The organism is Pantoea eucalypti (genome assembly GCF_009646115.1).
Taxonomy (GTDB): domain Bacteria; phylum Pseudomonadota; class Gammaproteobacteria; order Enterobacterales; family Enterobacteriaceae; genus Pantoea; species Pantoea eucalypti.
In genome coordinates this window covers 2,342,747-2,360,332 of record NZ_CP045720.1, presented here as the reverse complement: position 1 = coordinate 2,360,332, position 17,586 = coordinate 2,342,747, and the positions used below count along the sequence as shown (strand labels likewise).

The 17,586-nt window shown below is 58.7% G+C and carries 9 protein-coding genes and 1 pseudogene; 7 read left to right on the top strand and 3 right to left on the bottom strand.

Annotated features, from left to right (window positions below; all coding sequences use genetic code 11):
- Window positions 1-69: 69 nt before the first annotated feature.
- From EE896_RS10910 to cobA, 6 genes are read left to right on the top strand one after another with little or no spacing between them, the layout of a single operon-like run.
- Window positions 70-1,320 carry a CmpA/NrtA family ABC transporter substrate-binding protein gene (locus tag EE896_RS10910; RefSeq protein ID WP_140915609.1) on the top strand — a complete coding sequence of 417 codons (1,251 nt, stop codon included), beginning with the start codon at window positions 70-72 and terminating at the stop codon, window positions 1,318-1,320.
- Between the two features lie 11 nt (window positions 1,321-1,331).
- Window positions 1,332-2,204 carry a nitrate ABC transporter permease gene (ntrB, locus tag EE896_RS10905; protein WP_140915553.1) on the top strand — a complete coding sequence of 291 codons (873 nt, stop codon included), beginning with the start codon at window positions 1,332-1,334 and terminating at the stop codon, window positions 2,202-2,204.
- A 10-nt stretch (window positions 2,205-2,214) separates the two neighbouring features.
- Complete coding sequence (locus EE896_RS10900) at window positions 2,215-3,006, top strand: ABC transporter ATP-binding protein (RefSeq protein ID WP_105099246.1); 792 nt, start codon at window positions 2,215-2,217, stop codon at window positions 3,004-3,006.
- 10 nt (window positions 3,007-3,016) lie between these two features.
- The gene (nirB, locus tag EE896_RS10895) at window positions 3,017-7,081 is read left to right on the top strand and encodes a nitrite reductase large subunit NirB (protein ID WP_140915554.1); all 4,065 of its coding nucleotides are present in this window, start codon (window positions 3,017-3,019) and stop codon (window positions 7,079-7,081) included.
- Entirely contained in the window at window positions 7,078-9,696 is a 2,619-nt protein-coding gene (locus tag EE896_RS10890) for a nitrate reductase (protein WP_140915555.1), read from the top strand. Before nirB ends, EE896_RS10890 begins: the two co-directional genes overlap by 4 nt.
- A complete protein-coding gene (gene cobA / locus EE896_RS10885) occupies window positions 9,696-10,535 on the top strand; it encodes a uroporphyrinogen-III C-methyltransferase (RefSeq protein ID WP_008926166.1) in 840 nt (279 codons plus the stop codon). The genes EE896_RS10890 and cobA overlap by 1 nt, the downstream gene beginning before the upstream one ends.
- 899 nt (window positions 10,536-11,434) lie before the next feature.
- On the opposite strand, the gene EE896_RS10880 is transcribed toward cobA, so the two are convergent.
- The 3 genes from EE896_RS10880 to EE896_RS10870 all read right to left on the bottom strand — a co-directional run bounded on the left by EE896_RS10880 (window position 11,435) and on the right by EE896_RS10870 (window position 16,209).
- A complete protein-coding gene (locus EE896_RS10880; protein WP_167518471.1) occupies window positions 11,435-12,049 on the bottom strand; it encodes a helix-turn-helix transcriptional regulator in 615 nt (204 codons plus the stop codon).
- A 96-nt stretch (window positions 12,050-12,145) separates the two neighbouring features.
- The gene (locus tag EE896_RS10875; protein WP_140915557.1) at window positions 12,146-15,586 is read right to left on the bottom strand and encodes an ATP-binding protein; all 3,441 of its coding nucleotides are present in this window, start codon (window positions 15,584-15,586) and stop codon (window positions 12,146-12,148) included.
- Window positions 15,586-16,209, bottom strand: a complete 624-nt coding sequence (locus EE896_RS10870) for a response regulator (RefSeq protein WP_140915558.1) — start codon at window positions 16,207-16,209, stop codon at window positions 15,586-15,588. The genes EE896_RS10875 and EE896_RS10870 overlap by 1 nt, the downstream gene beginning before the upstream one ends.
- A 424-nt stretch (window positions 16,210-16,633) precedes the next feature.
- Here EE896_RS10870 and EE896_RS22870 point away from each other — a divergent pair.
- Window positions 16,634-16,717: pseudogene (locus tag EE896_RS22870) on the top strand (ESPR domain-containing protein); the annotation flags it as partial.
- Window positions 16,718-17,586: the final 869 nt, after the last annotated feature.

Genomic DNA, 17,586 nt, shown 5'->3' with positions numbered 1-17,586 from the left:
AAGGCGTCCATCCGCAGGCTTCGGCTTGTCGGAGGACGCCTTTTTTTATTTCTGTTCAGGGGCAACATGATGAGCAAAACGCCTTTTTCACTGACACGACGTCAGGCGCTGATCTCCGGTGCTGCACTGGGTGCGGCCTGGATCGTTCCGGGATTACGAAATTCAGTCTGGGCGGCAGGTTCCGATGCGCCAGAAAAGCCGCAGGTACGGGTGGGCTTTATTCCGCTTACCGACTGTGCGCCCGTGGTCATGGCGTCGGTCAAAGGCTTCGACAAGAAGTATGGCCTGACGCTGGCGGTCAGCAAAGAGGCGAGCTGGGCGGCGGTGCGCGACAAGCTGACCTCCGGTGAACTGGATGCGGCGCATGTGCTCTACGGCATGATCTACGCACTGCAGCTGGGTGTGGCGGGACCGCAGCACGACATGGCGAACCTGATGACGCTCAATCACAACGGCCAGGCGATCACCCTCTCGAACCAGCTGAAAGCCAGTGGCGTCACCGATGCGGTCAGCCTGAAAAAAGCCGTGGATGGCAGTCCCAAAGGCAGCCTGACTTTCGCGCATACCTTTCCCACCAGCACGCACGCTATGTGGCTCTACTACTGGCTGGCTAATGCCGGCATTCATCCGTTTAACGATGTGCGCACCGTGGTCGTGCCGCCGCCGCAGATGGTGATGAACATGAAGATTGGCAACATGAGCGGCTTCTACGTCGGTGAGCCGTGGAACCAGCGTGCCATCAGCGACAACATCGGTTTCACCGCCGCCACCAGCCAGCAGATCTGGCCGGAGCATCCGGAAAAAGTGCTCGGCACCCGCGCGCAGTGGGTGAAAGAGAATCCTAATACGGCCCGCGCGCTGACCGCCGCGGTGCTGGAGGCGGCGCGCTGGATTGATGCCTCAGACGATAACCGCCGTGAAACCGCGCAGGTGTTAGCCGGGCGGGCCTGGATCAACACCAAAGTGGAGACGCTACAGGGGCGAATGCTCGGCCAGTATCAGAACGGGTTGGGGCAGTCCTGGCAGGACGCGCACCCGATGCGCTTCTTCGACAACGGCAACGTCAGTTTTCCGTGGCTCTCCGACGGCATGTGGTTCCTGACGCAGATGAAACGCTGGGGCCTGCTCGCCAGCGATCCCGACTACCTTACCGTGGCCCGCCAGATCAACCGTATCGACATCTACAAACAGGCGGCCAGCGCAGTCGGGCAGATTGCACTGCCCGCCAGTGAGATGCGCAGCAGCACCCTGATCGACGGCAAAGTCTGGGATGGCAGCAATCCTGCCGCCTACGCCGCCAGTTTCGCTATCAAACGTTAAGAGAGGTTGTTATGAGAACTGACGCGCGCGCGCTGGCTCAGCCGGAGCAAACCCCCGACAGTGCCACCGTAATTCCGTTACAGGTCACCCCGAAAGCCGCCGTTCGTCCGGCACGTCTGCGTCCGTTTTTGCAGCGCTGCATTCCGGCTGCGGGCGGCCTGCTGCTGATGTTGCTGGTGTGGCAGATCGCCGCCTTGTTTGAACCCTCGTTTCCTTCGCCTTACGCGACCTGGCAGGCTGCACAGGTTCTGTTCGCTGACCCGTTCTACAGCAATGGCCCCAACGATCAGGGCATCGGCTGGAATGTAATGGCCTCGCTGCAGCGCGTCGCCATCGGCTTCGGCCTGGCCGCGCTGGTGGGCATTCCGTCCGGTTTTCTGCTGGGACGCTTTACCTTTATGGCGCGGATGTTCAATCCGATTATCGCTCTGCTGCGCCCGGTCAGCCCGCTGGCCTGGCTGCCGATTGGACTGCTGCTGTTTCAGCGCGCCGAGCCAGCCGCCAGCTGGACCATTTTCATCTGTTCAATCTGGCCAATGATCATCAACACCGCCGAAGGGGTGCAGCGCATTCCGCAGGATTACCTCAACGTCGCGCGGGTGTTACAGCTCTCTGAATGGACGGTGATGCGCCGGATTCTGCTGCCCGCCGTGCTGCCTGCGGTGCTCACCGGCGTACGTCTCTCTATCGGCATCGCATGGCTGGTGATCGTCGCCGCCGAAATGCTGACCGGTGGTCTGGGCATCGGTTTCTGGATCTGGAACGAGTGGAACAACCTCAACGTGGCAAACATTCTGATCGCCATTCTGATTATCGGCGTGGTCGGGCTCCTGCTGGAGCAGGGTCTGATGCTGCTGGTGCGTCGTTTCAGCTGGGAAAAATAAGGAGAACATCATGCAGCAACACATTATTCGCGTTCAGCAGGTGAGCCAGCGTTTCAATACCGCCAGCGGCGAGTTCCTGGCCCTGGACAACGTCAGTTTTGATATCCGCGAAGGCGAAACCCTGAGCCTTATTGGCCATTCGGGCTGCGGCAAATCGACCCTGCTGAACCTGATTGCCGGATTAACCCGTCCCAGCAGCGGCGTACTGCTGTGTGATAACCGCGAAATCACCGGACCGGGTCCGGAGCGTGCGGTGGTGTTTCAGAACCATTCGCTGCTGCCGTGGCTGACGGCATTTCAGAACGTTGAACTGGCGGTGCAGCAGGTGTTTAAAGGGCGCTTCAACAAAGCGGAGATGCGCGACTGGATCGAACACAACCTCAATCGGGTACAGATGAGCCACGCCATGCACAAGCGGCCTGGCGAAATCTCGGGTGGCATGAAGCAGCGCGTTGGCATTGCGCGTGCCCTGGCGATGAAGCCGCGCGTGCTGCTGCTGGATGAGCCGTTTGGCGCGCTGGATGCGTTAACCCGCGCCCACCTGCAGGACAGCGTGATGCGTATCCAGCAGGAGCTGAATACCACTATCGTGCTAATCACCCATGACGTGGATGAAGCGGTGCTGCTCTCCGACCGGGTACTGATGATGACTAACGGCCCGGCAGCACAGGTCGGCGAAATCCTGACTGTTGATCTGCCGCGTCCGCGCTCGCGGGTCGCGCTGGCGGATGAGCCGCGCTACCACCAGCTGCGCCAGAAAGTGCTGCATTTTCTTTATGAAAAACAGACCACGGCGGCATAAGGAGCAGACCATGAGGCAACGGTTGCTGGTGATAGGTAATGGCATGGCGGGGATGCAGATGGTGGAGAGCCTGCTGCAACGTGCGCCGCAGCGTTACGCCATCACGGTCATTGGCCGCGAGCCGCACGGCAACTACAACCGCGTGCTGTTGTCGCCGGTGCTGGCCGGTGAAAAATCCTTCAGTGACACCCTGATCCACGATCAGGCGTGGTATCAGCGGCACGGCGTCACGCTCCTGAACGGTGAAACCGTCCTGCAGGTCGATCTTGCCGCGCGTACTGTGCAGACCGATCGGCGCCAGCTCAGCTGGGATCAACTGGTGTTTGCCACCGGTTCGCAGCCTCGTCTGCCCGCGATTCCTGGCATCGATGCGGATTGCGTCCGGGTTTTTCGCAGCATTGCTGACGTCCGGCAACTGCTGGCAGGTCAGGGACCGGTGGTGGTGTTGGGCGGCGGCTTTCTGGGTATTGAAGCGGCAGCAGCACTCCGCGCCCGTGGCCGTGATGTCACGCTGGTCCACCACAAACCCTGGCTGCTGGATCGCCAGCTGGATGCAAAAGCGGGCGAGCTCTTGCTGACGGCATTAGCGCAGCGCGGCATCCGCTGTGAACTCAACAGCGGACTTGTGGCGATTGACGAGACGGGTGTGACGCTGACCAGCGGCCACCACGTTGCCGCCACACAGGTGGTCATCGCCATCGGCGTTCAGCCCGGGATAACGCTGGCGCAGGCGGCGGGTCTGCCGTGTCAGCGCGGCATTCTGGTGGATGGTCAGCTGCGCAGTGCCATTCCTGGAGTTTACGCGGTGGGTGAGTGCTGTGAAATCGCGGGCGAAACCTTTGGTCTGGTCGCGCCTTGTCTGGCGCAGGCGCAGATTCTGGCGGCGCAACTGGCCGGATCGCCGCTGGCGGATTTTGTCAGCCAGCCGCTGGCGACACGCCTCAAAGTGAGTGGCATTTCACTGTTCAGCGCGGGCGACGTCAGTGAGGCGCCCTCTATCAGCAGTTTTGACCCGATATCCGGCGACTATCGCCGTCTTTTTCTTCGTCATGGCCGCCTCTGTGGCGTGCTGCTTTCTGGCGACACCCGGCAAGGGCCTGCGCTGATGGAGCGTCTTCAGCACGCCGAACCTGTCACGTTCGCTGCCCTGTTCGATCACGATCAACCTGAACCGCAGCCACAGGCTGCAGAGAGTCCTGAAATGAGTAAACCGGTTTTAGCCGTGGTGGGTCACGGCATGGTCAGTCACCATTTTCTTGAGCAGCTGGTTGCCCGCGAAATGCATCAGCACTATCACATCGTGGTTTATGGCGAGGAGCGCCAGCAGGCTTACGATCGGGTGCATCTGTCGGACTATTTCAACGGCAAAACGGCCGACGACCTGTCGCTGGTCGACGGGGACTTCTTTGCCCGGCACGGTATCGAACTGCGGAGTGGCTATTCGGTTGTCGCGATCGACCGCCAGCAGCACAGCCTGCGTGACAGCACGGGCAGTGAACTTGCCTGGGATAAGCTGGTGCTGGCGACTGGCTCACGCGCGTTTGTCCCCCCGGTGCCGGGCCACGACGGCGATCGCTGCTTTGTCTATCGCACGCTGGACGACCTTGATGCCATTGCCACCTGCGCCCGCCATAGCCAGCGCGGCATCGTGATTGGCGGCGGCCTGCTGGGTCTGGAGGCGGCGAATGCGCTGCGGCAGCTCGGGCTCGAAACGCACGTGGTGGAGTTTGCGCCGCGCCTGATGGCGGTGCAGCTTGATGAGGGCGGTGCGCTGATGCTGCGTCAGAAGATCGATGCGCTGGGCGTGACGGTTCACACCTCGAAACAGACCGAACTGATTGAGCGACAGCCTGACGGCAGCGTGGTGCTGCGCTTTGCCGACGGCAGCAGTTTACCCGGCGATCTGGTGCTGTTTTCCGCCGGTATCCGGCCGCGCGATGAGCTGGCGCGTGAGGCGGGTCTGACGCTGGGACCGCGCGGCGGCATTGAGATTAACGATCGCTGCCAGACCAGCGATGACGACGTGTTTGCCATCGGCGAATGCGCGCTGTGGAACGGTCAGATCTTTGGCCTGGTCGCGCCGGGTTATCAGATGGCGCGGGTGCTGGCCGGACATCTGGCGGCTGAACCCATCGCATTCAGCGGTGCAGACATGAGCACTAAGCTGAAACTACTGGGCGTGGAGGTCGCCTCGTTTGGTGACGCTCACGGCCGCACGCCGGGCAGCCAGCACTATCACTGGACCGACGGGCCAAAAGGCATCTACAAGAAAATCGTGGTCTCTGCGGAGGGCACCCGGCTGCTGGGCGGCGTGCTGGTGGGTGACAGTAGCGATTACGCCACGCTGTTGCAGATGATGCTTAATGACTTACCGCTGCCTGCCGCACCGGAAAGCCTTATTCTGCCTGCACTTGCCGGTGCGCCAAAAGCGCCAGGCGTCGCGGCGTTGCCGGACAGCGCCCAGGTCTGCTCCTGCCACAACGTCAGCAAGGGCGATATCTGCGCGGCGGTGAAAGGGGGCTGCGGTGAGATGAGCAGCATCAGGAGCTGCACCAAAGCGGCCACCGGCTGTGGCGGCTGTGCGGCGCTGGTGAAGCAGGTGATGGAGTTTCAGCTGGAAAATCTCGGCGTTGAGGTGAAAAAAGATGTCTGCGACCACTTCGGCTATTCACGCCAGGAGCTGTATCACCTGGTGCGGGCTGGCGAGTTTAAAACCTTCGATGCGCTGCTGGCATCGCACGGTCGGGGGAACGGCTGTGAAGTGTGCAAGCCGCTGGTGGCGTCATTGCTCGCCTCCTGCTGGAATGATTATCTGCTGAAACCGGCGCATCTGCCGCTGCAGGACACCAACGACCGCTACTTCGCCAACATCCAGAAAGATGGCACCTATTCCGTGGTGCCGCGCGTTCCGGCGGGTGAGATCACGCCGCAGGGGCTGATCGCCATTGGCGAGGTGGCGGCGCGTTACGACCTCTACACAAAAATCACCGGCGGTCAGCGTATCGACCTGTTAGGTGCGCGGCTCGACCAGTTGCCGGATATCTGGCAGACGCTGCTGGAAGCGGGTTTTGAAACCGGTCACGCCTACGGCAAATCGCTGCGAACGGTGAAGTCCTGTGTGGGATCGACCTGGTGCCGCTACGGCGTGCAGGATTCGACCGCCTTCGCCATTGCGCTGGAGAACCGCTACAAGGGGCTGCGCGCACCGCACAAGATCAAGATGGCGGTTTCGGGCTGTACCCGAGAGTGTGCAGAAGCGCAGAGCAAAGATATCGGAGTGATCGCCACTGAAAAGGGATGGAACCTCTACGTCTGCGGGAATGGCGGGATGAAGCCGCGCCATGCTGATCTGTTCGCCAGCGATCTCGACGACGCGACGCTGCTGCGCTATGTCGATCGCCTGCTGATGTTTTACATCCGTACCGCCGATCGGCTGCAGCGTACCAGTGTCTGGATGGACAATCTGGAAGGTGGTCTGGATTATCTGCGGCAGGTCGTGATTGAGGATAGCCTCGGGCTGGGCGCGACGCTGGAGCAGGAGATGCAGCGGGTGGTTGACGCGTACCAGTGTGAGTGGCAGACCACGCTGGCGGACCCGTCGAGACTTGCGCTGTTTACGCCGACGATCAACAGCGACCAGCCTGATGAATCGCTGTACTACAGCCGGGTACGCGGTCAGCGTCAGCCTGAATCCGTACCTGCGCGTCCGCTGCTGCAACTGCCCGCTGAGCCCTGGAGTGCAATCTGCGCACTGGAGGCGATTCCGCCGGAGGCAGGGATTGGCGCACGACTTGGCAGTGAGCGTGTCGCGCTGTTCCGTCTGGGTGACGCGCTGTTTGCGCTGGAAGATCGCGAACCTGGCAGCGACGCCAGCGTGCTGTCGCGCGGGATCCTGGGCGATGTCGGCGGTGAGCCGGTGGTGATCTCTCCGCTTTACAAGCAGCGGATACGGTTGCGTGACGGCCAGAGTCTGGATAATCCGCAGCACCAGCTGCGCTGCTGGCCGGTGAAGCTCGAAGCGGGGCAGATCTGGCTGGCAAATCGTCCGCTCAATCAGCTGGCGCAGGCATCATGAACAGCACCTGTCCCTATTGCGGCGTCGGCTGTGGCGTCTGCGTCACGCCGCAGGGACCTCATCAGGCAACCGTGACTGGCGACCCGCAGCATCCGGCCAATGCGGGCCGGTTGTGCGTTAAGGGGGCGGCGCTGGGTGAGACGCTGACGTCGCAGGGACGTCTGCTGACCGCCGAAGTTAACGGCCAGCCGGTCAGCCTTGATGCGGCGCTGGATGCGGCGGCGGCGGGATTGCGTGCGGTGATCGATCAATATGGTCCGCAGGCAGTGGCATTTTATGGTTCTGGCCAGCTGCTGACGGAGGATTACTACGTCGCCAATAAGCTGATGAAAGGCTACATCGGTGTCGCCAACATCGACACCAATTCACGGCTCTGTATGGCATCGGCGGTGGTCGGCTATAAGCGGGCGCTGGGAGCCGATGCGGTGCCCTGCTGCTATGAGGATCTGGAGCAGACCGATCTGGTGTTGCTGGTTGGCTCCAATGCTGCCTGGGCGCATCCTGTGGTCTGGCAGCGGCTGATGCAGGCAAAGCAGCAACGACCTGCAATGCAAATTGTGGTGATTGATCCGCGCCGCACGGCAAGTTGTGACCAGGCCGATCTCCACCTGCCGCTCCGGCCCGGCAGTGATTCGGCGTTGTTCTCCGGTCTGCTGCACTGGCTGGCTCAGCACGATGGCCTTGATAGCAGCATGTTGCCTCACCTTAATGGCGTGAATGAAACGCTGGCCGCTGCTGCGCAGTGGGATGTGGTGCGGGTGGCTGATACCTGTGATTTAACGGAGCAGCAGGTCGCGCATTTTTTCCAGCTGTTCAGCCAGCATGAGCGTGTACTTACGCTGTGGTGTATGGGGATTAATCAGTCCGTCACCGGCAGCGACAATAACCAGGCGATTCTTAATCTGCATCTGCTGACGGGTAAAATAGGGCGCGTGGGCTGCGGACCTTTTTCGCTGACCGGACAGCCGAATGCGATGGGCGGACGTGAAGTGGGTGGCCTGGCAAATCAGCTGGCGGCGCACATGAGTTTTACGGCAGCAGAATGCGATCGGGTGCAGCGCTTCTGGCGCAGCCCGACGATTGCCCGCGAGCCGGGGCTGACCGCACTGGACCTTTTCAGGACAATTGCGGCAGGCGAGGTGAAAGCGGTGTGGATTATGGGCACCAATCCGGCGGTGTCGATGCCGGAGGGGAATCGCGTAGCGCAGGCGCTGGCGGCCTGCCCGCTGGTGATTGTGTCGGATGTGATGGCGCAGACCGATACCAGCGCCTTTGCCGATATTCTGCTGCCGGCCCAGGGATGGGGTGAGAAGAACGGCACGGTGACAAATTCAGAACGGCGTATTTCGCGTCAGCGCGCTTTTGCCGCCGCGCCAGGTGATGCACGGCCTGACTGGTGGCTGCTGGCGCAGGTGGCGCAGCGGCTGGGCTTTGGTGAGGGCTTCAACTGGCAGCATCCGTCGGAGATTTTCCGCGAGCATGCCGCGCTGTCGGGCTTTGAAAATCATGGCCAGCGCGCGTTTGATATCAGCGGGCTGGCGCAGTTGAGTCAGGCTGAATGGGATGCACTGCGTCCGGTGCAGTGGCCGGTGAACTGTAATTTTCCGCAGGGTTGCGCCCGACTGTTTGGCGATCGCCGCTTTTTCCATCCGGACGGTAAAGCCCGTCTGCTTGTCCCGGCCACGCCTCTCCTGCCGCGGCGAGATTCTGCTTACCCGCTGCTGATGAATAGCGGTCGGGTGCGCGATCAGTGGCATACCATGACGCGTACCGGGCTGGTGCCGCGTCTGATGCAGCATTGCGATGAGCCCTTTGTGGCGCTGCATCCTGCTGACGCCGCGCAGTATGGCGTGACGGTGGGCGTTCTGGCGCGGGTGCAGTCTGCGCAGGGCTGGATCAGCGCCCGGGTGCGTATTGATGCGGGGATGCGGCGCGGCGAGTTGTTTGTGCCGATGCACTGGAACCGGCAGTTCAGTCAGCAGAGTCACGTCGATATGCTGATCGCCGGCCAGGCCTGTTCGTTTTCAGGGCAGCCTGCGCTGAAGCAGACGCCGGTACGGATTCGTCCTCTGGCGGTGACCTGGCAGGGCTGGTTCTGGCAGCGTGAGATTGCGCCGCTCGCGGGATTACGTTACTGGTCGCGCGCGCCTTATCCGGCAGTGCAGCGCTATGCCGTGGCGGGTGCGGGATCGCCGCAGGCGTGGCTGGCAGAGCAGATTGATCTGTCAGGCTGTGACGTGCAGGTCGCCACTGGCAGCGGCGCTGATTACCGGTTGCTGGCATGGCGCGACGGTGCATTGCAGCTGGCGTTTTATGCCGGTAGCGCCTTGCCGTCGCTGGATAGTGCGTTTGTTGCGGCGGCGTTTGCGGATGCGCCGCAGGATGCAGCCGGGCGGCACAGCGTGCTGGCGGGGCAGGCGATGCAGCGGCGTGCAGCGGGACGGATTATCTGTAGCTGTATGTCGGTGGGTGAGCAGACGATTTTGCAGGCGATGGCGCAGGGGTGTCGCACTACTCAGGCGTTAGGCGAGAAGCTAAAGTGCGGCACACAGTGCGGCTCCTGTATTCCGGAGCTGAAGCAGTTATTGCTGTCCGATGTGGTTGTGGAGGAATGATGACGCGAGCAATTGATTCTCTGGATAAGTTACTGGCTCCGGCCGGTGTGACAAAGCCGCAGGGTGCAGTATGGCTGGTGGGTGCAGGCCCTGGTGATGTGGAGTTGCTGACGGTGAAAGCATTGCGTTTACTGCAGCGGGCTGAGGTGGTGGTGTATGACCGGCTGGTGAGTGAAGCGGTGATGGCAGAGGTGCCGGAGAGTGCGTTATGCATTGATGTGGGTAAGCAGCCGGGGCAGCATGGGCTGAAGCAGGCGCAGATTAATCAGTTGCTGGTGGATCTGGCGCGTAGCGGGCGCAATGTGATCCGCCTGAAGGGAGGCGACCCGTTTATTTTTGGGCGGGGTGGCGAGGAGATGGTGAGCCTGCAGGAGGCCGGGATTCGCTGTGAGGTGGTGCCAGGGATTACCGCGGCGGTGGGCTGTGCGGCGGCCAGCGGCATTCCGTTGACGCACCGGGATTGTGCGCAGTCGTTGCGGTTGATTACCGGGCATGGGCGGAGTGGCGAGCCGCAGCTGGATGCGGCTGCGTTGTCGGCAGAGAATCAGACACTGGTGTTTTATATGGGGTTGAGCTGGAGTGCGTCGATCAGTGCGCAGTTGCAGGCGCAGGGACGGGATGCGGAGACGCCGGTGGCGATTATTGAGAAGGGAACCCGGCCGGATCAGCGGGTGCTGATTACCACATTGGGTGGGCTGGCGGAGACGGTCGCGCGGGATCAGCCGGTGTCGCCGTCGCTGCTGGTGGTGGGTGAGGTGGTGCGGTTTTATCGGGCGGATTTGCAGGTTCGGGGTGGGGGAGTTGGGGAGAGATGCGTTGCGGAGGAAAGGCCTGCCTGATCGCAAAGGGATCCTGCATCCCTGCGGATTGTTCGGGTGAGCAGGCTGGGAGGGTTTGATGAGCGGGTGAGCCGGTGCGTCGTGCAGGAAAGGCCTGCCTGATCGCAAAGGGATCCCGCATCCCTGCGGATTGGGCTCGCCTTCCCTGGCTCGCACACTTTGCTCTTCAGGCAGGCCTTACCTGCACTGTTGGCGATGGCGCGGGGTTTTGCTGGAGCAGGTCTGCGAGTATGCGGGATTTTTCGGGTGAGCAGGCTGGGAGGGTTTGGTGAGCCGGTGCGTCGTGCAGGAAAAGCCTGCCTGATCGCAAAGGAATCCCGCATCCATGCGGATTGGGCTCGCCCTTCCTGGCTCGCACACTTTGCTCTTCAGGCAGGCCTTACCTGCACTGTTGGCGATGGTGCGGCGTTTTGCTGGAGCAGATCTGGAGAGTGTGCGGGTTAGTTCAGGTGAGCAGTTGTGTTTAATATCAACCAGGGAGGGGCTAAAGATGCGCAGTGACTATAGGTGATTAATGTCCGTTATGAGCGAAAAGCGGACGTACGACTAAAAGCTGCCATCAGACGGTTTTTATCTGGATGATCAGGTACTGATCTTAATTTACAAAGCTATCCAAAGATAAATGAAGCCGGATTGAAAAGGGGGACTATCCGCTTAATTAGGCGGAAATTCGGTTACGCAGGCCAGCATAGATTTTGGTAAAAAAATGGCCCCCATCCGGGAGCCAAATACCAGCAATGGGGGGCCATATATCCCTGGTGGAGGATTAATTATCTTGAGTGCGCAGGCTGCTTTAGCTGTGCATCCTGTACACGGGGAATAAAAAAAAGGGGCCACGGATAAAGACCCCCCGGCAGAACGGCATGCCCCTTAGCCGTCTGCCAACACAGCAAGGTTCATCAGGCGGTACGCCGTCCAAATCCCATCCTTTTCAGACGAGGAGACAGCTCTACCGACGTACGGCAGCCAAGCTTGAGCATGATATTTTTACGGTGCTGGCTGATAGTTTTAACGCTCAGCTGAAGCCGATGGCCAATGTCGGTCAGGCTGCGCTGAGTAGCGAGCAGGCGCAGTAATCCGAACTCCCGCGCTGTCAGGGCCTCTTTGTTGTTTCTGACCGTCAGGGCTTCCTCCTGCACCTGAGGTCCGACTGCATAGCCGAACACTTCGCCTGCAAGCTGCAGGATGTCAGAACGCTTAGAGAGTACGCAGACACCGGGAAGGCGGCTGAGTACATGGCTGATAACTGCCTTTTCGCGCATATCCGTCAGGATAATCAGCCGGGTGTTCGGGGAAACGCGGCGCAATGAAACCAGCAGCTCTGTTACGGCCTGCACGTCCCTGCCGAAAGCGCAGAGTTCGCTGATTACCACATTTGAGCCTGCGGCAATGCGCAGTGCAACATCAAATTCTTCCTGCTCAACCAGCCGGACCCTTATGTGCTTTTCACTGAAATAGCAGTTGATGCCCTGTGCTATCCACTGGTCGCTGTCCATCACGGTTACTGTGAACATAATATCTCCTCGCATTCTCTGAGTGTTATTACACCCCAGCCAGCAGCGTGGATGAATCAGATAGTGTCATGTATGGCTGTAGGTATTGTCCTGGTTTCAGCGAGGAGATTTGGCGTTAAAAGCAAGGGCGAAGGCTTCAAGCATATTTGCTGCCTTCAGGACGTGATGAAGGATGACATCAGGCTCTTCCCCCATTTCAGCGAGCTCCTCCAGCTTCGCGCACTGTTCGTCCAGACGGCGGATGCCGGTCACCCGCAGCGTACCGGCAATACGATGAAAAATCCGGCAGGCGCCAGGTAAATCGTTTTCCATAACGGCCTGTCTGGCGCTCTGCAGGTCGCTTCGGGTCTCACTGATGGCGGTGCGGATAAAAAGGTCCGCCTCCTGAGGGCTGTCCGGAATAAAGGCATCGAGCGCAGCGCGGTCAATCCACCCGCTCAGATCGTCATCCGGCCCTGAGCCGGGCGGCTCATACGCACTGATGGCCTGAGCCAGCCGTGAAAGTTCTACGGGTCTGAACAGACAGTCGTTCATGCCTGCGGCCAGACAGCGTTCGCGGGCGGACTCCTGTGCGTCAGCCGTGATGCCGATGATGATAACGTCCGGATCCTCCTGCCGGATGAGACGTGCCATTTCCGGACCGTCCATTTCCGGCATGCTGCAGTCGGTCAGTATGATATCAGGGTGTGACTCGCGCCAGGCCTGTATACCGGCGCGCCCGTCATCAGCGATCAGCGCCTGATGACCAAGGAGTGCGAGCTGCCTGGATATGAGCAGCCTGTTAGCCGGGTGGTCGTCTACCAGCAGCACCCGGCGAGGCCGCCCGCGTGGCAGTTCGGATATTTCTTCAGGTTCAGCCGTGTGGGGGCGGGTCTGTACCGGCACGTCCAGCGTGAAAGTACTGCCGCGCCCTGGCATACTCTCAAGGGTGAGTGTACCCCCCATCAGTGTGACAATCTCGCGGCTGATGGCAAGACCCAGTCCGCTGCCGCCCGGAGCCGTATCCTGTGCCTGTTCAAAAGGTGCAAAGAGCCTTGCCTGGTCGCCTTTAGCTATGCCTGGGCCGGTATCTTCCACGGCGATACTCAGCCTTTCTGTCATCAGTGTAACGAGCACACGTATATGTCCCGCTTGTGTAAATTTCACCGCGTTTCCTGTGATGTTTGCCAGCACCTGCCGCAGACGATGATCGTCGGCAAAGATGTCAGCGTCATCAGGCATCTCCAGGGAAAGCGCGACACCTTTCTGCCGTGCCAGGCTGGTAAATGCCTGTATGACAGGCCTGGCGATCGTCCCGACCGGCGTCCAGCGGGGCTGAAGGCTCATCTTTCCGGACTCGATACGCGCGATATCAAGCACGTCACCTATCAGCGCCAGCAGACTCAACGAAGACTCATGAGCCACACGAATGAGCTCCGTATCAGCACGTTGCTCCTGCACCTGCAGTTCAAGCAGGCCGATAACGGCACTGAGCGGTGTACGGATTTCATGACTCATGGTCGCAAGAAAACGGCTCTTGGTTCTGCTCGAAAGTTCGGCCTCGGCCCGGGCCTCCTGAAGTGCGGTCTGCATATTCAGGTAAGCCGTGACATCCTGCCAGCCCCCGATATATCCACCGGTTTCTCCATCACCTTCCTGAAAGCTCGTCATCCAGTGCCGGATTGTCTGGCCAGACCCATTCCCGGCGTCAAGTTCGAACTCGGCCTCAAGCGGTATATCTCCTGAGGGCGGTGTTTGCATACACTCCGCCCACACCCTGTACAAAGGATGGCGGCTGTCCCAGAGCGGGAGGCTGAGACGACCGGCCGCACTACCGGTGAAGTAGCGTCTGAACGCCGCGTTAGTGTGGATAATATCTCCGTCTCGGCCGGTTACGTAGACGGGACGGGGCGGCCCGTTAATCAGCCGGTCGCGAAATGCGACTTCCTGACGTAGCAGAGACTTAGCCTGCCGGGTTCGCCGCACCTGCCTGCGCAGCGATGCGGCCCAGGCGGCGGTGACAAGGATTAGCGCCAGCGCACCCGCCGCGCCAGTATAAAACTCAGTACGATAAATTTTCCACGTATCAAAACGTGCAGCCGGCGTGGACTGCCAGTGAGCGAGAATGGCGGTGACGATGTCTGGCGGGATGATTGCCAGGGTTTTATTCAGTATTGACAGTAACTCCGGATCGGCCCGGCGCACACCAAACACTACGGCTGCATCCTCCAGTGGCAGGCTCTCGCGAAGGGAAAGTCGGTCCCGGTAGAGGCCCTGAGTCAGATAGCGGGCTCCCGTGAGCGTAGTCAGGGTGGCGTCGGTGTCACCGTCGGCCACTCGCTGCATGGCAAGCCCTGGATTCCCGGTCCAGGTTACCGTGGCAAGCGGCCACGTTGAGGTGAACCAGGCCGAGGCATCCTGCCCGGGCACCAGGTCGGCGCGCCGCATAGAGCCATCAAAATCACTGCGTGTCACCATCACCATTGGCGTGGACATAAACGGGGCGCTCAACAGCAGGCTTTGGCTGCGCTCCTGACTCCATATCAGGGGCGACGTCATCAGTACTTCGCCACGTACCAGCGCGTCGGGCAGGTCCCTGCTGTCACCGATATCTATGTAGCGGAACCGGATGCCCGTGCGGAGGCTCACAAGGGCGAGCAGCTCCGGGCCGATGCCGGCAGGTGCACTGCCAGAACCAGTGACGAAGAACGGTGCGTTGAAGGCTGAGCCGGCTACAGGCACCTCAGGGTGCTGGCTCAGCCATGCCTTCTCCTCACGGGTCAGGCTAAGTGGTGCGGCAACAAAGCGTGTCAGATCGTTCTGATCCCAGCGTGACGCAAGTATCTCGCCGACCTGACTGGCGCGCAGATTTTCTATCGCTGTGCGCAATGCGTCGCTGAATAATGGCTCGCGCCCGTCTGTGATAAGCCGGTAAGGGGACATGGGAGCATCCGAAAGGCGGCTGACTTCCAGGGAGTTAACGAAGTTTCGTCCGGTCAGATACCACGCCTCGCCAGCCGGCAGTATGACTGATGCTATGGCTCCCTCGTCGAGCAGAGCAAGCTGCCGCCCGGGACTGAGTTCAGACTGTACCCGGGCCGGCTTTTTAATGTTTGCAGCTCCGCGACGCGTTACCTCTACGGGAAGGGCTTCAGCTACGGTGACGAGATCACCCGCATTATAGTGTTTTGGGATAGCATCGCCGGCAGGAGTGAACACCGCATCCGCCCGTCCCGCGTCAAGCGCAGCGAAAGCCTCTTCTGCGCGGTCGTAATGCTCCACCTTCAGTGTCAGCCCCATACTACGGGCCGCGCTCCAGGCAAAGTCCGGCAGGTAACCGGTCAGGCGTCGTGACGGATCTGTTCTCACTACAGGGGGACGGGCTGGACCATATAACGCCAGCGTCATCTCGCGTTTTTGTCCCAGCCAGCGCCACTGCGCGTCGGAAAGTACCGGTGACTTAACATCCTGCAGGGCAGCAGGGGTGTAACTGAGCTTTACCGGCTCGGCACCCGCAGTCGGTAACAGTATGCACAACAGCAGAAGGCAGGCGCGCATCAGGAGATATTATTCCGGCGCGTAAAATCCAGCAGGTCGCGCTGGTTTTTAAGGCCGAGTTTCTCCATCAGCCGCGCCTTATAGGTACTTACAGTCTTGTTACTGATTTCCATTCGCGCAGCAATATTCATGATCTCCCGGCCCTCGCCCAGATAGCGCAGAACTTCGAACTCGCGCTTTGAGAGCTGGCGCAGACGGTCACTGTCAGGATCAGCCACACTTTCTGCCCAGGACTCGTGCATCCTGAGCGGAAAGTAGCCATAACCTGAAAATACCGCACTGACGGCGTGGGACAGATCGGCCAGGCTGTTCTGCTTGCTGATAAAACCATTGGCACCGGCCTTCATACTGAGCTGGGTGTAATATTCAGGATTTTTTCCACTCATAACGATGACCGGTACGCGGATGTTAGCCGCGCGTAACAGGGCAATAGCCTCCGTGCCACTTATACCCGGCAGGTCAATGTCCATTATCAGCGCCCCGGCGTCGTGCTGCCTGACAAGCTCTACGACGCGGTCAGCACTGTCAGACTCGGCCACCACATTATGTCCGTCTTTTTCTAACAGCATCCGGATAGCCAGGCGCGCCAGCGGATGGTCGTCAATGATTATAAACGCGGCCATATTCAATCTGCTCTGTTAAACATCATTCAACTATATTCTGCAGAATCATCACATGCAAAAAATATATTTATGTAGTCCCTTTCCTACGGCGCTTTTCCCACCTTCTTAGTTAAATCCGTGCTGGTTTAAAAATTAAGAATAAAAAAGTGCATATGTAGTCCCTGGCTTACAGGGCGCCTCCTGCCGTCTGATTCTTGATGTGGTCTCAAGGTGACAGAATCATCTCCGGACGTGCTCACACCTGCGCTGAGCCTTGGAGACAAGAGTAAAAAATGAAAAAAATATCTTCCCTGATGAATAACGAACTTCTGCGCCCTTCTGCCTGGATATTTATTACCGTTTTTTCACTGGGCTGGTGGTGCCTTGCGAGCGTACTTATTCAATTTATTTTCTGACTTTTATTAATCAATGTGAGCACAACACCATGAATAAAATTTTTAAAGTAAAATGGAATGCCGCCTGTCAGCGATATGATGTCACCTCAGAACTGGCTAAAGGTAAAGCTAAGTCTTCATGTAACAAACGAGCTCTTTTGAGGTCGGCTCAATTTTTTCTGGCCATTACGCTTCTTGCGTCTGCGGAATCATCAGTTGCTGATATCAATATTGATTTAATTCCATTCACACCTGTGGACGGTTTAACAATCGAAGTTAGTGATGTTAAGGAGTTAACTTCTTCTGATGGGTTTAAATCAGTCAAACCCGGGAAGCCTGGTTATATTGTTAGTACGTTTAAAGAAATGGCTGAGCTGGGCTACCTGAAATCAGGGGCAGAATATATCAATGAGAAAGCTTTGACGTTTGGTTCAAAAGTATCCACCTCAGTGTTTGATCCTCAAACTGGTAGTTTTGTAACTGTAGAAGTATATGATGGCAATAACATGAAGGAGATGCTTTTATCTTCAATAAAATCACAGATAAACGTACCTGTAGGTAATGAGCAATATGTAGGGAGAAATCTGATAAATGTCAATCCAGGTGGTAGTCTGGATGTTAATTTAGGAGATTCTTCCGGCGACTGGAAGAGCAACAGAGATAATAATCTTGTAGCATACATGAAAGGTAAGCGAGACGATCCAACGTTTGTCTCATCTTTCTTTAAAGTAAACTCTGATCTTACGAGTTCTCCTGCAAAGATCAATTATAAAAGCAAAACGATTGTTTCTCTTGGTAATGCTTTAAATTATATTCTTAAGAACGAATCTGGTGTGCAGGTGCCATTGTACACTTTCCTTTCAGGCTATAGTGGTAAGTTTGAAAGCGTAATTGGTCAACAAAATGTCACTAGTCTCGATGACCTAAGGCAATATAACAATGACCTGATTGCAGCGCTCAAGTCAGGTGTTATTACGTCAAATCAATATAACTCTGAGTTCAA

Excerpts from the sequence above, each read along its gene's own strand:
- EE896_RS10880 (WP_167518471.1), bottom strand. The coding sequence starts at position 12,049 with ATGTTCACAGTAACCGTGATGGACAGCGACCAGTGGATAGCACAGGGC.
- EE896_RS10890 (WP_140915555.1), top strand. The coding sequence starts at position 7,078 with ATGAACAGCACCTGTCCCTATTGCGGCGTCGGCTGTGGCGTCTGCGTC.
- nirB (WP_140915554.1), top strand. The coding sequence starts at position 3,017 with ATGAGGCAACGGTTGCTGGTGATAGGTAATGGCATGGCGGGGATGCAG.
- EE896_RS10870 (WP_140915558.1), bottom strand. The coding sequence starts at position 16,209 with ATGGCCGCGTTTATAATCATTGACGACCATCCGCTGGCGCGCCTGGCT.
- ntrB (WP_140915553.1), top strand. The coding sequence starts at position 1,332 with ATGAGAACTGACGCGCGCGCGCTGGCTCAGCCGGAGCAAACCCCCGAC.
- EE896_RS10875 (WP_140915557.1), bottom strand. The coding sequence starts at position 15,586 with ATGCGCGCCTGCCTTCTGCTGTTGTGCATACTGTTACCGACTGCGGGT.
- cobA (WP_008926166.1), top strand. The coding sequence starts at position 9,696 with ATGACGCGAGCAATTGATTCTCTGGATAAGTTACTGGCTCCGGCCGGT.
- EE896_RS10900 (WP_105099246.1), top strand. The coding sequence starts at position 2,215 with ATGCAGCAACACATTATTCGCGTTCAGCAGGTGAGCCAGCGTTTCAAT.
- EE896_RS10910 (WP_140915609.1), top strand. The coding sequence starts at position 70 with ATGAGCAAAACGCCTTTTTCACTGACACGACGTCAGGCGCTGATCTCC.